The organism is Methylobacterium sp. CM6246 (assembly GCF_054818005.1).
Map to the genome: position 1 here is coordinate 2,396,417 of NZ_JBTXKY010000001.1, position 12,911 is coordinate 2,409,327.

Below are 12,911 nucleotides of genomic sequence, written 5' to 3' on the forward strand. Positions count from 1 at the left end.
GTCGAAGGCGGAAGCTTGGAAGTCGAAAGGGTCGAGGAGACCATTGGGCGATCGAGAGCGCGGGGCATGTGGCCGAGTACGGGGCGAAGCCAGTTCGGGGCGAATCCGGCGCTCGGGACGATGCGCCAAGCGTTGCATCGACGTGCGGCAGCCTCAGCGCCGCCGCATCGCCGGGCCGAACCTCAGCGCCTTCGGTATGGCGACGCGCGGCCGTGACGGCGCGAGCCCGCCGGATCAAAAATCGACGCTGCAAACATGGAATGGCGGGACGGTTCGACGACGTTTCTTCAGCTGCTCGGATAAAGATACGGGCCGAAGGATCTATCCGTCAATACAAGCCAAAGTTGTCAATACTGAGTTTATTCAATGATCATGCTCAAATATACGGTAGATAGAAGCCGAAAGTTAGAACTCGCGGGATGTTATTTATTGCATTCGGAAACAACCCCGTGCTTGTGCACCCGGCTATGAAACTATCGGCAACGCGACCGCCTGCGCTCGCATCCAGAACGCGCGCAGACGAAATCATGCCTTGGCGGCAGGCCTGTTCCGCTACCCTGGGCGATGCCGTTCGCGCGCTGGCCCGCTTGAGCTGAACGACGAGGTCGGAAACGCCGGTAGGTCCCGGACATCGCCGGGCGTTTCCATCGCGCGCTGCAGAAGCGCCAGTCTCTGCCGGTCGGCGTGGGAGCGGTCCGGATCCGTTACGAGCCGCGAGCCGGTCCGTTCGCAGACCGGCCTCCCGGACGGCCGCGCGCACTCTGGCTGTTCCGCCAGGCGCGCGAAAGGCCGTTTCGTGCGCCTGGTCGAACGCTACGCGGCGTGGACCTGCCCCAGGAAGGTCTCGATCGCCTGTTGCAGGGTCCGGGTCCCGGTGCTCACCCGGGAGGCGCTGCCGCGCACCTGCTCGGCCTGCACCTCGTTGGAGGCGGCCGCGGCGCGCACGCCTCCAACGCTCTCGGAGACCTTGTGCGAGTCCGCCGCCGCATCCGCGATGGCCCGGGCGATCTCCTGGCTGGCCGCGCCCTGCTGGTCTGCCGCCTGGGCAACCTCTGAGGCGATCACGCTCATCCGGGCGATCGTCTCGCCGATCGACGCGATGGCGCCGACCGTGTTGGCGGCTGCCCCCTGGATCGACCCGACCTGGCCGGTGATCCGGTCGGTCGCGAGCGCGGTCTGGCCGGCGAGCGCTTTCACCTCGGCGGCGACCACGGCAAAGCCGCGCCCGGCCGCGCCGGCGCGGGCCGCCTCGATGGTGGCGTTCAAGGCGAGCAGGTTGGTCTGCTCCGCCACCGTGCGGATCAGGGTGACGACGGCATCGATCTCGGCAGCCGCCTGCGACAGGCTCGAGACCGTGATCTCCAGCTGCTTGGTGTCGGTCAGCGCGGAGGCCGCGATCTCGCTGGTGTGGCGGACCCGCCCCTCGATCTCCCGGGCGGAGGCTGCGAACTCTTCGGCCGCGCCGGCGATGCTGTCGACGATGTCGGCGGTCTGGCTCGAGGCACCCGCCACCACGGCGGCCCGGGACGCCATGTCGCCGGCCGTTCCGGTGAGCGTCGCGGCAGCATCCTGCATCGAATCGGCCGATCCGGCGAGATCCGCCACGGCGCGGTGGGTCTCCCCCTCGAAGGCGCGGGTCGCCTCCGCCAGTTGCTCGGCCCGGACCCGGTCGCGATCACGGCGGGCCTGCGCCTCGGTATCGAGCTTCCGCTTCTCGATCAGGGCCGTCTGGAAGCCCGCGATGGCGCTGGCCATCTCGCCGATCTCGTCCTGGCGGTGGGTGAACGGGATCGTACGGCCGAGGTCGTTGGCCGCCAGCGCGGTCATGCTGGATTTCAACCGGCCGAGCGGCTTCTGGACCTGGCTGATTATGATCCAGATCGCGGCGAGCAGCCCGAAGGCGAGGGCCACGGCGGGCACGACGATCAGCGCCAGGCGGGCGGTGCTGCGATCCGCGGCGTCAGCGGCGCGCCGCTCGTTGAGCCGGGTGAGCACCTCGCGGCCAAGCAGGCCGATCTCCGCGATCATGTGCTCCCGGTTTCTCACCGTCGCCTCGTCGGTGGCCTGGATCAGGGCGGCCTTGGGCGAGATGGTCAGGCCGAGCTCAGCGGTGTCGTTCTGGTAGGCGATGAACTCCTTCACGAACAGATCGAACCGGCGGCGCCGGTCCGACGGCAGCTGATCCTCCATCGCCACCAGGAACGGGCCCCGGACCTGTTCCACCGCCGCCAGGGCGTCGTGCAGCGCCGACAGCCGCGTGCGCGCTTCCTTGGTGTCCTCGGCGGTGTAGAGGGCGGTGGCCTGGACGACCGCGTGCTCGATCGCCTGCCCAAGGGCGCCCGCCTGAAGCCCGGCATTCCAGATCCTGTCCGTGGCGGCGGCGCGCTCCTGCTCCCACAGCGATTGCCGGATGGCGAAGGCCGAGATGCCGACCGCCACGAAGCCCAGCAGGCCGACGACCGCCGCCAGCTTGAAGCCGAGAGAAATGCGCATGAGGAGAGAACCGCTGTCCGCGAGAATCGTGGGGGAGAGCCTTACGATAGCAAAGCTTGCGCCGACACTAAATATAGCCGGCAAACCCCACGAATTTAAATGTACTCTTGCCTCGATATATTCAAACCGCTCAGTACATACGAGAGGCTACAATCATTGAACTCAGGGAAAAATCTTCGGTCTTGCCATCGATGCCCAGCACCAGAACCTGTTCCCGGCGGGACGGCCTGGTCGTCGGATTGTGCGGAAGACACCTCAAACGGTGTGCGCCAGGATCACGCGCGCGGCAGCAGCGACGATCAGAAAACCGATCACGGCGACGCCGATGTAGTCGGGCATGCGGCTGTCACGCTTCGGGCGGAGGGCGTCGCCTGTTGGAAGGCCGTCGGGATCCCGAAACATCGTGAGAACTCTCAGTACGTGACAGGCAGGCCCGCACGCGACGGAAGCCGGAAGTCGGGGCGAACGCGGCATCACCGGACGGCACGGCACAGGCGCCTTGCGGTTCGGGACGGCGCGGGATCGGCATCGAGGCGCGCATGGCGACGGCCCCATCGTCTAGGCGGCCGCCATGACGATGGGATGACCCCGCGAATTCCCATGGGCCTCGGCATGCTGCCGCCGCCGCACCTTCTGCCGGCACCTCCCGCTGCGTCGCCCCCGAAATGTCCGTTGTAAAAATGCCACGCCGCGCCCGGTCGAGCGCCGGCAAACCACCTTTCTCCAGGGGCGCTCAGGGGGCGCCCAGACGATCGGTGCCGATCGCGTCATTCAGGGTCTTGCGTCCCGCGATCTTGGTGTGTAGAGACCCGCTCGTGATCCCCGATAGCTCAGTTGGTAGAGCAGGCGACTGTTAATCGCCTTGTCGCAGGTTCGAGTCCTGCTCGGGGAGCCATCACCCAGTTAACCTCTTGAAGACGTTGCGCGAATAGCTTTCGACGGCTTTACTGCGGCAGGCGATGCCGCGTCTTTGCTGTCAGGACCGCGCGAGACGACCACCCGGAAGCCGCATACTGTGACCGGCGCCGCTCCGGGCGGAGTCACCTGAGGCCCCGATCGCGCCCTCAACGGGCGGCGCAGGCGGGCCCATCCCGGAATCTTAACGCGACCCTTATGAGATCGGCCGGGCGTCCCGCTCGATCCCTCATGCGTTCGGGTCCACCGTCCGGGTGCGATCCCTGGAGGATCGCGGGAACCCCAGTCAGCCGATGTCGCCCACCATCCCCATCGTCGCCCCCGCGGGGGACACCGCCCGGTTCATCGTCGGCCAGGACCCGGAGGGGCGCTGGGTCGCCATCGAGATCCACGGGCGGGCCGGTGGCCTGTTCCGCAGCCGAGAGTCGGCGTACGACTACGCGGCGGCGGAGACCGATCACCGCCCCGATGCCGTGCAGGTCTCGGCGGAACGGATCGCGCTTCGGCTCTGAGCCGGTCGAAGCCCCGTTCTCAGGCGCCGCCGTTGCGCGACCGCCCGCTCTCAGAGACGGTCGGCTCGTCCTCCGGCGCGCGCAGGCGGTAGCCGACACCGGTCTCGGTCAGCAGGATGCGCGGGCGTTCGGGGTCGGCCTCCAGCTTTTGCCGGAGCTGGCGCATGTAGACGCGCAGGTATTGCGGATCGGAGGAGACCGAGACCGCCTGCATCAGCTGCGCGTGGGTCAGCACCTTGCCGGCATGCAACACCAGCACGCGCAGGAAATCGTACTCGCGCGGGGTGAGCTTCACCTCGGCATCGTCGACCTTCACGATCCGCCGCACGAGGTCGATCGAGAGCCGGTCGACCCGGAAGATCGGCCGCTCGCCCTGGACGGCGAGTTGGTGGCGCAGGGCGGCGCGCAGCCGAGCCAGCAACTCCGCCATGCCGAACGGCTTGGTCACGTAGTCGTCCGCGCCGAGGTCGAGGGCGTCGACCTTGCCGCCCTCGTCGGTGCGGCTCGACAGCACCACCACGGGCAGCTCGGGATGGCGGGCCCGGATCGCCCGCAGCAGGTCGTGGCCGCGCATGTCGGGGAGCCCGAGATCGAGGATGACGAGATCCACTCGCTCGCGCCCCAGCACGTCGAGGGCGGTCGCGGCGTTCGGCGCCTCCAGGATCGCATAGCCCTGCGTGGACAGCCCCGTGCGCAGCAACTTCCGGATCGGCGGCTCGTCGTCGATGACCAGGATGGTCGGGCTCATGCGGCGATGTCCTTCGGCGTGGTCCGGGCCGGGACCGGCAGCGTCACGGTGAAGACCGCCCCAAGGCGGTCGCGCCGGTTGGCGGCCGTGACGGTGCCGCCCATCGCCTCGACGAAGCCGCGCGCGATGGCCAGCCCGAGCCCGGTGCCGGCCCGGACCCGGTCGCTCTTGCGCACCCGGTAGAACTTGTCGAACACCCGCTCGACCTCCGTCTCGGGCAGGCCGTCGCCCTCGTCGATGATGTCCAGCCGCACCCGGTCGGCCTCTCGGCGGGCCCGGACCGTCACGGTCGAGCCGGCCGGTGCATATTTGGCGGCGTTGTCGAGCAGGTTGACCAGCACCTGCTCGAACAGGACCGGATCGAAGCGGAGCACCGGCAGATCGGGCGCGAGGTCGACCGTGACCCGATGGTCGGCCAGCACCGGCTCGACCCGGCGCAGGGCGGTGTCGACGGTCTCGGCGACGTCCTGGGGGGCGAGGTTCGGGGCCACCGCGCCCGCCTCCAATCGGGTCATATCGAGCAGGTTGGCGATGAAACGGTTCAGCCGCTCGGATTCCGCGATGATCGTCGCCAGCAGCTCCGCCTTGGCCTCGGAGCCGAGGTCGGCGTCGAGGTCGCGCAGCGTGCTGGCAGCTCCGAGGACGGAGGCCAGCGGGGTCCGCAGATCATGGCTGATCGAGGTCAGGAGCGCCTGGCGCAGGCGGTCGGTCTCGGCGGCGCGCTCGGCCCGGTCGAGATCCTCCACCAGCCGCACCCGCTCGATGGCGAGGGCGCCCATATCGGCCAGGGCATCGAGCAGCCGGCGCCCCTCCTGGGTCAGGATCGGGCCGTTGCCGTCCGCGTCGAGACCAATAACCCCGATCGTGCCGCGCCCGGTACGCATCGGCAGGAACAGCCGCTTGGCGCCCGGCAGGGTGTCGGCACCGCGCCCGGCCGGGCGGTCGTTGTCGAAGGCCCATTGGGCCGCCGCGAGGTCGGCGGCATCGAGCCGGTCCTCGGGCGGGTAGCCGGCCCGGACGGTGACGGGCTTGCCGTCCGGCAGCAGCAGGACCACCCGCACCTTGAGCATGGCGGCCACCTGCGCGCAGGTGGCCCAGAGGACGTCGTCCAGGGTGCCGCACCCCGCGAGCTTGCGCGAGAAGCCGAACAACCGCTCCGTTGAGGTGGCCCGACCCTGGCTGATCATGGCGATGCGGCGGGCCCGGGCGGCGAGGTTCGAGACCAGCACGGCCACCAGCGTGAACAGCAGGAACGCCGCGACGTTGGTCGGGTCGGCGATGGTGAAGGTGTAGACCGGCGGCAGGAAGAAGAAGTTGTAGGCCAGCGAGGCCGTGACCACCGCGGCGAGCGACGGCCCGAGCCCCCAGCGCACGGCGACCGCGACCACGGCGGTGAGCAGCATCAGGTCGGCATTCTCGATGCCGGTATAGGGCTGGAGCACGAGTGCCGCCCCGAGCGCCACCGCGGAAGCGAGGACAGCCATCCCGTAGGGGCCGGGCTCGAAGGTCGCGGCCGGGGCGGCGGTGGCGACCGGCCGGCGCGCCGGAGCCTCGGCCGGCACGGCTTCGCCCGGCACCACGTGGACGCTGATGTTGCCGCTGCGGCGCACGAGGTCGTGGACCACCGAGCCGTTGACCAGCTCGAAGATCCAGGAGCGCGCCGCCTTGCCGACCACGATGTGGTTGACGTTGGCCGAGCGGGCATAGGCCAGGATGTCGTCGGCGACGCGCCGGCCGCCCGGTAGCGTGACGGCATCGCCACCGAGCCGGTCGGCTAGCCGCAGGGTCTCGGCGATCCGGTCGCGCGCCGCCTCGCTGCCGGAGCCGCCGCGCGGTGCCTCGATGAACAGGGCTGTCCAAGGCGCGTGCAGCCGGTCGGCGACGCGCTTGGCGTAGCGCACCAGGCCGGCCGAGCGCGGATCGGCGCTGATGCAGACCAGCACCCGCTCGCCGGCGCTCCAGGGCCCCGCGATGGCGTTGGCCTGCATGTGGCTGACGAGTTCGTCGTCGACCCGGTCGGCGGTGCGGCGCAGGGCGAGCTCGCGCAGGGCCGTGAGGTTGCCCCGGGAGAAGTAGTGCTTCAGGGCGCGCTCGGCGTTGGTCGGCACGTAGACCTTGCCGTCCTTGAGCCGCTGGATCAGGTCGTCCGGGTTGAGGTCGACCACCTCGATGTCGTCCGCCCGGTCCAGAATGCCGTCCGGCACGGTCTCGCGCACGCGGATGCGGGTGATCTGCGCCACCACGTCGTTCAGGCTCTCGACGTGCTGGATGTTGAGCGTCGTGTAGACGTCGATGCCGGCGTCGAGCAGTTCCTCGACATCCTGATAGCGCTTCGGGTGGCGCGAGCCGGGGGCGTTGGTGTGGGCAAGCTCGTCCACCAGCGCGAGGGCCGGCCTGAGGGCCAGCAGGGCGTCGAGGTCCATCTCGTCGAGGGTGGTGCCGTGGTAGGGCACGGTGCGGCGCGGCACGATCGTAAACCCGTCGAGCAGCGCCTCGGTCTCGGCCCGGCCGTGGGTCTCGACGACGCCCACCACCACGTCGATGCCGGCTTCGCGCCGAGCGCGGCCGATGGTGAGCATCTCGTAGGTCTTGCCGACCCCGGGGGCGGCCCCCAGGAAAACCTTCAGCCGTCCGCGAGTCGGAGTCTCCCGGCGCGCCGTCTCCAGCAGCGCCTCGGGGGTGGGACGGGACGGGTCTCGGCCGGTCTCGGGCATGGTTCCTTCAGGCGTGACCGCGGTCAGCGCAACGCGTATGGGGTCCGCAACGGGCCGGATTGCCGCCGCTCCGGTCTCGCACCCGACAACCCCTTCCACGTTGCAGGTCGTAGGGCAGGTGGAGGTGGGGTAAAAAGTCCTGTCGCCTCGTCAGAACATGCCATTGGGATTGGCGGCGGTTTCCGGCAGGATTTGCAGCACGTCCCAGTGCTCGACGATCTTCCCACCAGCATCGAGCCGGAACATATCCATGGTGGCGTAGTCATCCCCACCCGGCCACTGCTGGAGGCAGTGGAGAACCACGAACTCGCCCTCGGCGACGGCGCGCTTGATCGCGACGCGCTTGCCAGGCCATTCCCGCGCCATGCGTTCGAAATAGGTGATGAACCCATCTTTGCCGGTGGCCACATGCGGATTGTGCTGAACGTACTCGGCCCCAGCGTAACGCTCGATCGCCTCCCGCGGCCGGCAATCGTTGAACATCAGCTCGTAGAAGGCGATCACGTCCGCCTTTCTCTGCACAAGGTCGCTCATGACACCCCGAGAGTGCTGACGATCACGGCGGATACGCGCCAGGCACCCGTACGCGCATCCGGGCGGGAAGGCCTGGGGCGCCCGTCCATCGACCACGATACCAATGTGGGTCGCCTGTAAATACCGTTCAGCCCGAGGGTTGGAGTGAGGTCGCTTCGAGAAACCGGCTCACGAGATGTCGCCTCTCGAGCTGTCTCGGCCATCCGATCCGTCAGGCCGACGGCCGTCGAAGCAGATGCATCGTCCCGCGGGGATGGATCGGGGACGATGCCGAGCGTCCTGGATGGCCGTTCAGCGCCGACCCAACTCATCCAGCGCGAGGTTCAGCGCCAGCACGTTCACCCGTGGCTCGCCGAGCAGCCCGAGCGTGCGGCCCTCGATCAGCGCGGCGACGAGCTGGCGCAGGCGGTCCTCGGGCTGGTTGCGGGCCTTGGCGACCCGCGGCACCTGGAACAGGGCGGCGTCGGGCGAGATATCCGGGTCGAGGCCCGAACCGCTTGCCGTGGCGAGATCGACTGGGACAGGGTGGCCCGGATTCTCCGAAGTCAGCGCATCCCGGTCGCTCTTGACCCGCCCGGCCAGCGCCGCGCTGGTCGGGCCGAGGTTGGATCCGGAGGAGTTGGACGCGTTGTAGGGCGCCGACACGGTCTTGGACGGGTCGGCCGGGTCCGGCGCGCTGGTGGCCGAGGGGCGGCCGTGGAAGTAGGCGGCGCCGGTAAAACTCTGGCCGATCAGGGCCGAGCCGATCACCTGACCGTCGCGTGCGATCAGGCTGCCGGCGGCACGGGCCGGGAAGATGAGGCCGGCGAGGCCGGTCACGGCGAGCGGGTAGGCGAGGCCGGTGATCGCCGTCAGGATGGTGAGGAGCACGAGGGCGGGGCGAAGCTGGCTGAGCATGGCGGGTCTCCGATGGACCGGTTCAGGCGAGGTGCAGGGCGGTGACGGCGAGGTCGATGGCCTTGATGGCGGCGAACGGCACCAGGACGCCGCCGAGCCCGTAGATCAGCAGGTTCCGGCGCAGCAGCGCGGCGGCGCCGACGGCCCGGTAGGTCACACCCCGTAGCGCCAGGGGGATCAGCGCCACGATGATCAGCGCGTTGAAGATGATCGCCGACAGGATCGCGCTCTGCGGCGAGGCGAGGCCCATGACGTTGAGCGCCTGGAGCTGCGGGTAGAGCCCGAGGAACATCGCCGGGATGATCGCGAAGTACTTCGCCACGTCGTTGGCGATGGAGAAGGTGGTCAGGGCACCGCGGGTCATCAGCAACTGCTTGCCGATGCCGACGATCTCGATGAGCTTGGTCGGGTCGCTGTCGAGATCGACCATGTTGCCGGCCTCGCGGGCCGCCACCGTGCCGGTGTTCATGGCGACGCCGACATCGGCCTGGGCGAGGGCAGGGGCATCGTTGGTGCCGTCGCCGCACATGGCGACGAGCTTGCCCTGCGCCTGCTCCTGGCGGATCAGCGCCAGCTTGTCCTCCGGGGTGGCCTGGGCCAGGAAGTCGTCCACGCCCGCCTCCGCGGCGATGGCGGCGGCGGTCATCGGGTTGTCGCCGGTGATCATCACCGTGCGGATGCCCATCCGGCGCAGCTCGGCGAAGCGCTCGCGGATGCCGCCCTTCACGATGTCCTTCAGGTAGACAACACCCAGGAGCCGGCCGTCGCGGGCGACCGCGAGCGGCGTCCCGCCGGCCTTGGCGATCGTCTCGGCGATGGCGCGGATCTCGGCGACGGCTTCGGGTTCCGCCTCCGGCCGATAGGCCAGAGCGGCGTTCGAGCCACGGCTCGCCATCGGCTGCGCCGAGACCGCTGCGATCACCGCCTCGACCGCGCCCTTGCGGATGGAGATTCCGTCGAGATCGACACCGCTCATGCGGGACTGCGCGGTGAACGGCACGAAGCTGGCGTTGAGGCCGGCCATGTCGCGGGCACGGATGCCGTAGGCGTCCTTGGCCAGCACCACGATCGAGCGGCCCTCCGGGGTCTCGTCGGCCAGCGAGGCGAGCTGGGCCGCGTCTGCCAGGTCCTGCTCGGTGACGCCGGCCACGGGCCGGAACGCGGTCGCCTGGCGGTTGCCCAGAGTGATCGTGCCGGTCTTGTCCAGCAGCAGGGTGTCGACGTCGCCCGCCGCCTCGACGGCGCGGCCCGACAGGGCGAGCACGTTGAAGCGCACCAGCCGGTCCATGCCGGCGATGCCGATGGCCGAGAGCAGGGCGCCGATCGTGGTCGGGATCAGGGTGACGAACAGTGCCACGAGCACGATCAGCGGGATCGCACCGCCGGCATAGGACGCGAAGCTCGGGATCGAGGCCACGGCGAAGACGAACACGAGGGTGAGCCCGGCGAGCAGGATGTTCAGGGCGATCTCGTTCGGGGTCTTCTGCCGCGAAGCGCCCTCGACCAGGGCGATCATCCGGTCGACGAAGGTCGAGCCCGCCGCCGCGGTGATCCGGACCCGGATCTCGTCGGAGAGCACCTGCGTGCCGCCGGTCACCGCCGAGCGGTCGCCGCCGGATTCGCGGATGACCGGGGCGGACTCGCCGGTGATCGCCGCCTCGTTGACCGAGGCGACACCCTGGATGACTTCGCCGTCGGAGGGGATCAGGTCGCCGGCCTCGACCAGCACCACGTCGCCGACCCGGAGGCTGGTGCCCGGGACGGTCTCGTAGCGACCGCCCGGACCGGTGAGGCGCTTGGCCATCGTCTCGGTGCGGGTGCGCCGCAGGCTGTCGGCCTGGGCCTTGCCGCGCCCCTCGGCCAGGGCCTCGGCGAAGTTGGCGAAGACCAGGGTGAACCACAGCCACAGGATGATCTGGCCGGAGAACAGCAGGTCGCCGGCGCCAGTGGCGACATCGCGGACGAACAACACGGAGGTGAGCGCGGCCACGACCTCGACCACGAACATGACCGGGTTGCGGATCATGGCGCGGGGATCGAGTTTCTTGACGGAGCCGATGAGCGCCGGCCCGACGAGGGCGGGGCTGAACAGGGATGCGGTCTGGCGGGACATGGGTCGGGTGTCCGAAGCGGGGCGGGCAGGCCCGTCGCGCGGGCCTCGGGATGCGTCAGGGGGCGGGGGTGCCGGCGGTCAGCGCGCAGGCAGCCATCAGGGCGAAGGCGGCGAGCAGGAGGGTGCCGAGCAGCGCCAGGACGAGGTCGGAGGTCCGCGGCGGCGGCGCACCGGCCCGGTGCCGGAGCGGGGGTGTCCGGTGAAGCAGGCGGTGATGGCGCGGCATCCGCCGGGTCGGGAGCGTGCGCGGCATTTCAGCCTCCGCTGGCGAAGGTCTGGCCGGCCGAACCGGCGAGGTGCTCGACCACCGGTCCGAGCGCCAGGGAGGGGAAGAAGGTCAGTCCGCCGACGATCAGGATCACGCCGACCAGCAGCCCGATGAACAGCCCGCCATGGGTCGGGAACGTGCCCGCCGAGGCCGGGAGCGTCTTCTTGGCGGCGAGAGAGCCTGCGATGGCGAGCACCGGGATCTTCACGAAGAACCGGCCGACCAGCATCGCGAGGCCCAGGGTGCTGTTGTAGAACAGCGTGTTGGCCGTGAGCCCGCCGAAGGCCGAGCCGTTGTTGGCCGAAGCCGAGGTGTAGGCGTAGAGGATCTCGGTGAAGCCGTGCGGCCCGGCATTGGCCGGCCCGGCGAGGCCCGCCGGCAGCACGGTCGCCAGGGCGGTGCCGCCGAGCATCATCAGCGGCAGACACAGGATGCCGAGCATGGCCATCTTCACCTCCCGCGCCTCGATCTTCTTGCCGAGATATTCGGGGGTGCGCCCGACCATCAGGCCGGCCACGAAGATCGCCACGATGACGAAGACCAGCATGCCGTAGAGGCCGGCCCCGACGCCGCCGATGACGACTTCGCCGAGCTGCATGTTGATCAGCGGGATCATGCCGCCGAGCGCCGTGAAGCTGTCGTGCATGGCGTTGACCGCGCCGCAGGACGCCGCCGTGGTCACCACCGCGAACAGCGCCGAGGCAGCGATGCCGAAGCGGATCTCCTTGCCCTCCAAGTTCCCGCCCGCGAAGCCGAGGCTGTTGAGCACCGGGCTGCCCTGAGCCTCCGCCCAGTAGGTAACGAGGACGCCCGCGAGGAACAGGATCCCCATCGCGGCGAGGATCGCCCAGCCCTGGCGCTCGTCCCCGACCATGCGGCCGAACACGTTGGTCAGGGCGGCCCCGATCGCGAAGATCGACACCATCTGGACGAAGTTCGACAGCGCGGTCGGGTTCTCGAACGGGTGCGCGGCGTTGGCGTTGAAGAAGCCGCCGCCGTTGGTGCCGAGCATCTTGATCGCGACCTGGCTCGCCACCGGGCCGATCGCGATGGTCTGCCTTGCCCCTTCCAGCGTGGTCGCGTCGACCGAGGCGCCGAGCGTCTGCGGGACGCCCTGCCAGACCAGGAACAGCGCGTACGGGATGCAGAGCGGCACGAGGACGTAGAGGGTCGCCCGGGTGACGTCGACCCAGAACGACCCGATGGTGCCGGTGGAGGCCCGGGCGAAGCCGCGGATCAGCGCCACCGCGACGGCGATGCCGGTGGCCGCCGACAGGAAGTTCTGGTGCGTGAGCCCGAGCATCTGGGCTAGGTACGAGAGCGTGGTCTCGCCCCCGTAGGCCTGCCAGTTGGTGTTGGTGACGAAGCTCGTGGCCGTGTTGAAGGCGAGGTCCGGCGCCACGGCGGCCTGCTCGGCCGGGTTGAGCGGCAGGAACGCCTGCAGCCGCAGGATCGCGTACAGCACCGCGAATCCAAGCAGGTGGAACAGGATCACCCCGCCCGCATAGGCGAGCCAGTGCTGCTCCTGCCGGGCGTCGATGCCGGCGACGCGGTAGAGGGCGCGCTCCACCGGCGCAACGATCGGCGACAGGAGCGTACGCTCCCCGTTGAAGACGCGCGTCATGTAGAGGCCGAGGGGCTTCACGAGCGCCAAGACGACCGCGCAGTACAGCGCGATCTGCATCCAGCCGTTGAGGGTCATGGGAGGGGTCCGTCC

The 12,911-nt window shown here is 69.6% G+C and carries 10 protein-coding genes and 1 tRNA gene; 2 read left to right on the top strand and 9 right to left on the bottom strand.

From position 1 onward, the window contains the following. Positions 1-813: 813 nt before the first annotated feature. Both ACYQPG_RS11755 and ACYQPG_RS11760 read right to left on the bottom strand, forming a co-directional pair. Entirely contained in the window at positions 814-2,493 is a 1,680-nt protein-coding gene (locus ACYQPG_RS11755) for a methyl-accepting chemotaxis protein (protein ID WP_461231003.1), read from the bottom strand. A 255-nt stretch (positions 2,494-2,748) separates the two neighbouring features. After that, entirely contained in the window at positions 2,749-2,895 is a 147-nt protein-coding gene (locus ACYQPG_RS11760; protein ID WP_419829481.1) for a hypothetical protein, read from the bottom strand. Between the two features lie 417 nt (positions 2,896-3,312). On the opposite strand from ACYQPG_RS11760, the gene ACYQPG_RS11765 reads away from it, so the two are divergent. Beyond that, positions 3,313-3,388, top strand: a tRNA-Asn gene (locus ACYQPG_RS11765). A gap of 313 nt (positions 3,389-3,701) precedes the next feature. After that, positions 3,702-3,920, top strand: coding sequence for a hypothetical protein (locus ACYQPG_RS11770; RefSeq protein ID WP_461231004.1), 219 nt, complete (start codon positions 3,702-3,704; stop codon positions 3,918-3,920). Between the two features lie 19 nt (positions 3,921-3,939). On the opposite strand, the gene ACYQPG_RS11775 is transcribed toward ACYQPG_RS11770, so the two are convergent. The 7 genes from ACYQPG_RS11775 to kdpA all read right to left on the bottom strand — a co-directional run bounded on the left by ACYQPG_RS11775 (position 3,940) and on the right by kdpA (position 12,896). Next, positions 3,940-4,668 carry a response regulator gene (locus ACYQPG_RS11775; RefSeq protein WP_147906093.1) on the bottom strand — a complete coding sequence of 243 codons (729 nt, stop codon included), beginning with the start codon at positions 4,666-4,668 and terminating at the stop codon, positions 3,940-3,942. Beyond that, complete coding sequence (locus ACYQPG_RS11780) at positions 4,665-7,382, bottom strand: ATP-binding protein (RefSeq protein ID WP_461231005.1); 2,718 nt, start codon at positions 7,380-7,382, stop codon at positions 4,665-4,667. The genes ACYQPG_RS11775 and ACYQPG_RS11780 overlap by 4 nt, the downstream gene beginning before the upstream one ends. Positions 7,383-7,532: 150 nt before the next feature. Beyond that, the gene (locus ACYQPG_RS11785; protein ID WP_461231006.1) at positions 7,533-7,916 is read right to left on the bottom strand and encodes a nuclear transport factor 2 family protein; all 384 of its coding nucleotides are present in this window, start codon (positions 7,914-7,916) and stop codon (positions 7,533-7,535) included. A 291-nt stretch (positions 7,917-8,207) separates the two neighbouring features. Beyond that, positions 8,208-8,813: a K(+)-transporting ATPase subunit C gene (locus tag ACYQPG_RS11790; RefSeq protein ID WP_461231007.1), complete on the bottom strand. Its 606-nt coding sequence runs from the start codon at positions 8,811-8,813 to the stop codon at positions 8,208-8,210. Positions 8,814-8,835: 22 nt separating this feature from the next. Beyond that, the gene (kdpB, locus tag ACYQPG_RS11795) at positions 8,836-10,926 is read right to left on the bottom strand and encodes a potassium-transporting ATPase subunit KdpB (protein ID WP_147937685.1); all 2,091 of its coding nucleotides are present in this window, start codon (positions 10,924-10,926) and stop codon (positions 8,836-8,838) included. A gap of 55 nt (positions 10,927-10,981) precedes the next feature. Beyond that, complete coding sequence (locus ACYQPG_RS11800; protein WP_147937684.1) at positions 10,982-11,179, bottom strand: hypothetical protein; 198 nt, start codon at positions 11,177-11,179, stop codon at positions 10,982-10,984. Between the two features lies 1 nt (position 11,180). After that, entirely contained in the window at positions 11,181-12,896 is a 1,716-nt protein-coding gene (gene kdpA / locus ACYQPG_RS11805) for a potassium-transporting ATPase subunit KdpA (protein WP_461231009.1), read from the bottom strand. Between the last annotated feature and the right edge of the window lie 15 nt (positions 12,897-12,911).

Bases quoted from the DNA above. Each gene is read 5' to 3' on its own strand.
- ACYQPG_RS11755 (WP_461231003.1), bottom strand. From the start codon at position 2,493: ATGCGCATTTCTCTCGGCTTCAAGCTGGCGGCGGTCGTCGGCCTGCTG.
- ACYQPG_RS11760 (WP_419829481.1), bottom strand. From the start codon at position 2,895: ATGTTTCGGGATCCCGACGGCCTTCCAACAGGCGACGCCCTCCGCCCG.
- ACYQPG_RS11770 (WP_461231004.1), top strand. From the start codon at position 3,702: ATGTCGCCCACCATCCCCATCGTCGCCCCCGCGGGGGACACCGCCCGG.
- ACYQPG_RS11775 (WP_147906093.1), bottom strand. From the start codon at position 4,668: ATGAGCCCGACCATCCTGGTCATCGACGACGAGCCGCCGATCCGGAAG.
- ACYQPG_RS11780 (WP_461231005.1), bottom strand. From the start codon at position 7,382: ATGCCCGAGACCGGCCGAGACCCGTCCCGTCCCACCCCCGAGGCGCTG.
- ACYQPG_RS11785 (WP_461231006.1), bottom strand. From the start codon at position 7,916: ATGAGCGACCTTGTGCAGAGAAAGGCGGACGTGATCGCCTTCTACGAG.
- ACYQPG_RS11790 (WP_461231007.1), bottom strand. From the start codon at position 8,813: ATGCTCAGCCAGCTTCGCCCCGCCCTCGTGCTCCTCACCATCCTGACG.
- kdpB (WP_147937685.1), bottom strand. From the start codon at position 10,926: ATGTCCCGCCAGACCGCATCCCTGTTCAGCCCCGCCCTCGTCGGGCCG.
- ACYQPG_RS11800 (WP_147937684.1), bottom strand. From the start codon at position 11,179: ATGCCGCGCACGCTCCCGACCCGGCGGATGCCGCGCCATCACCGCCTG.
- kdpA (WP_461231009.1), bottom strand. From the start codon at position 12,896: ATGACCCTCAACGGCTGGATGCAGATCGCGCTGTACTGCGCGGTCGTC.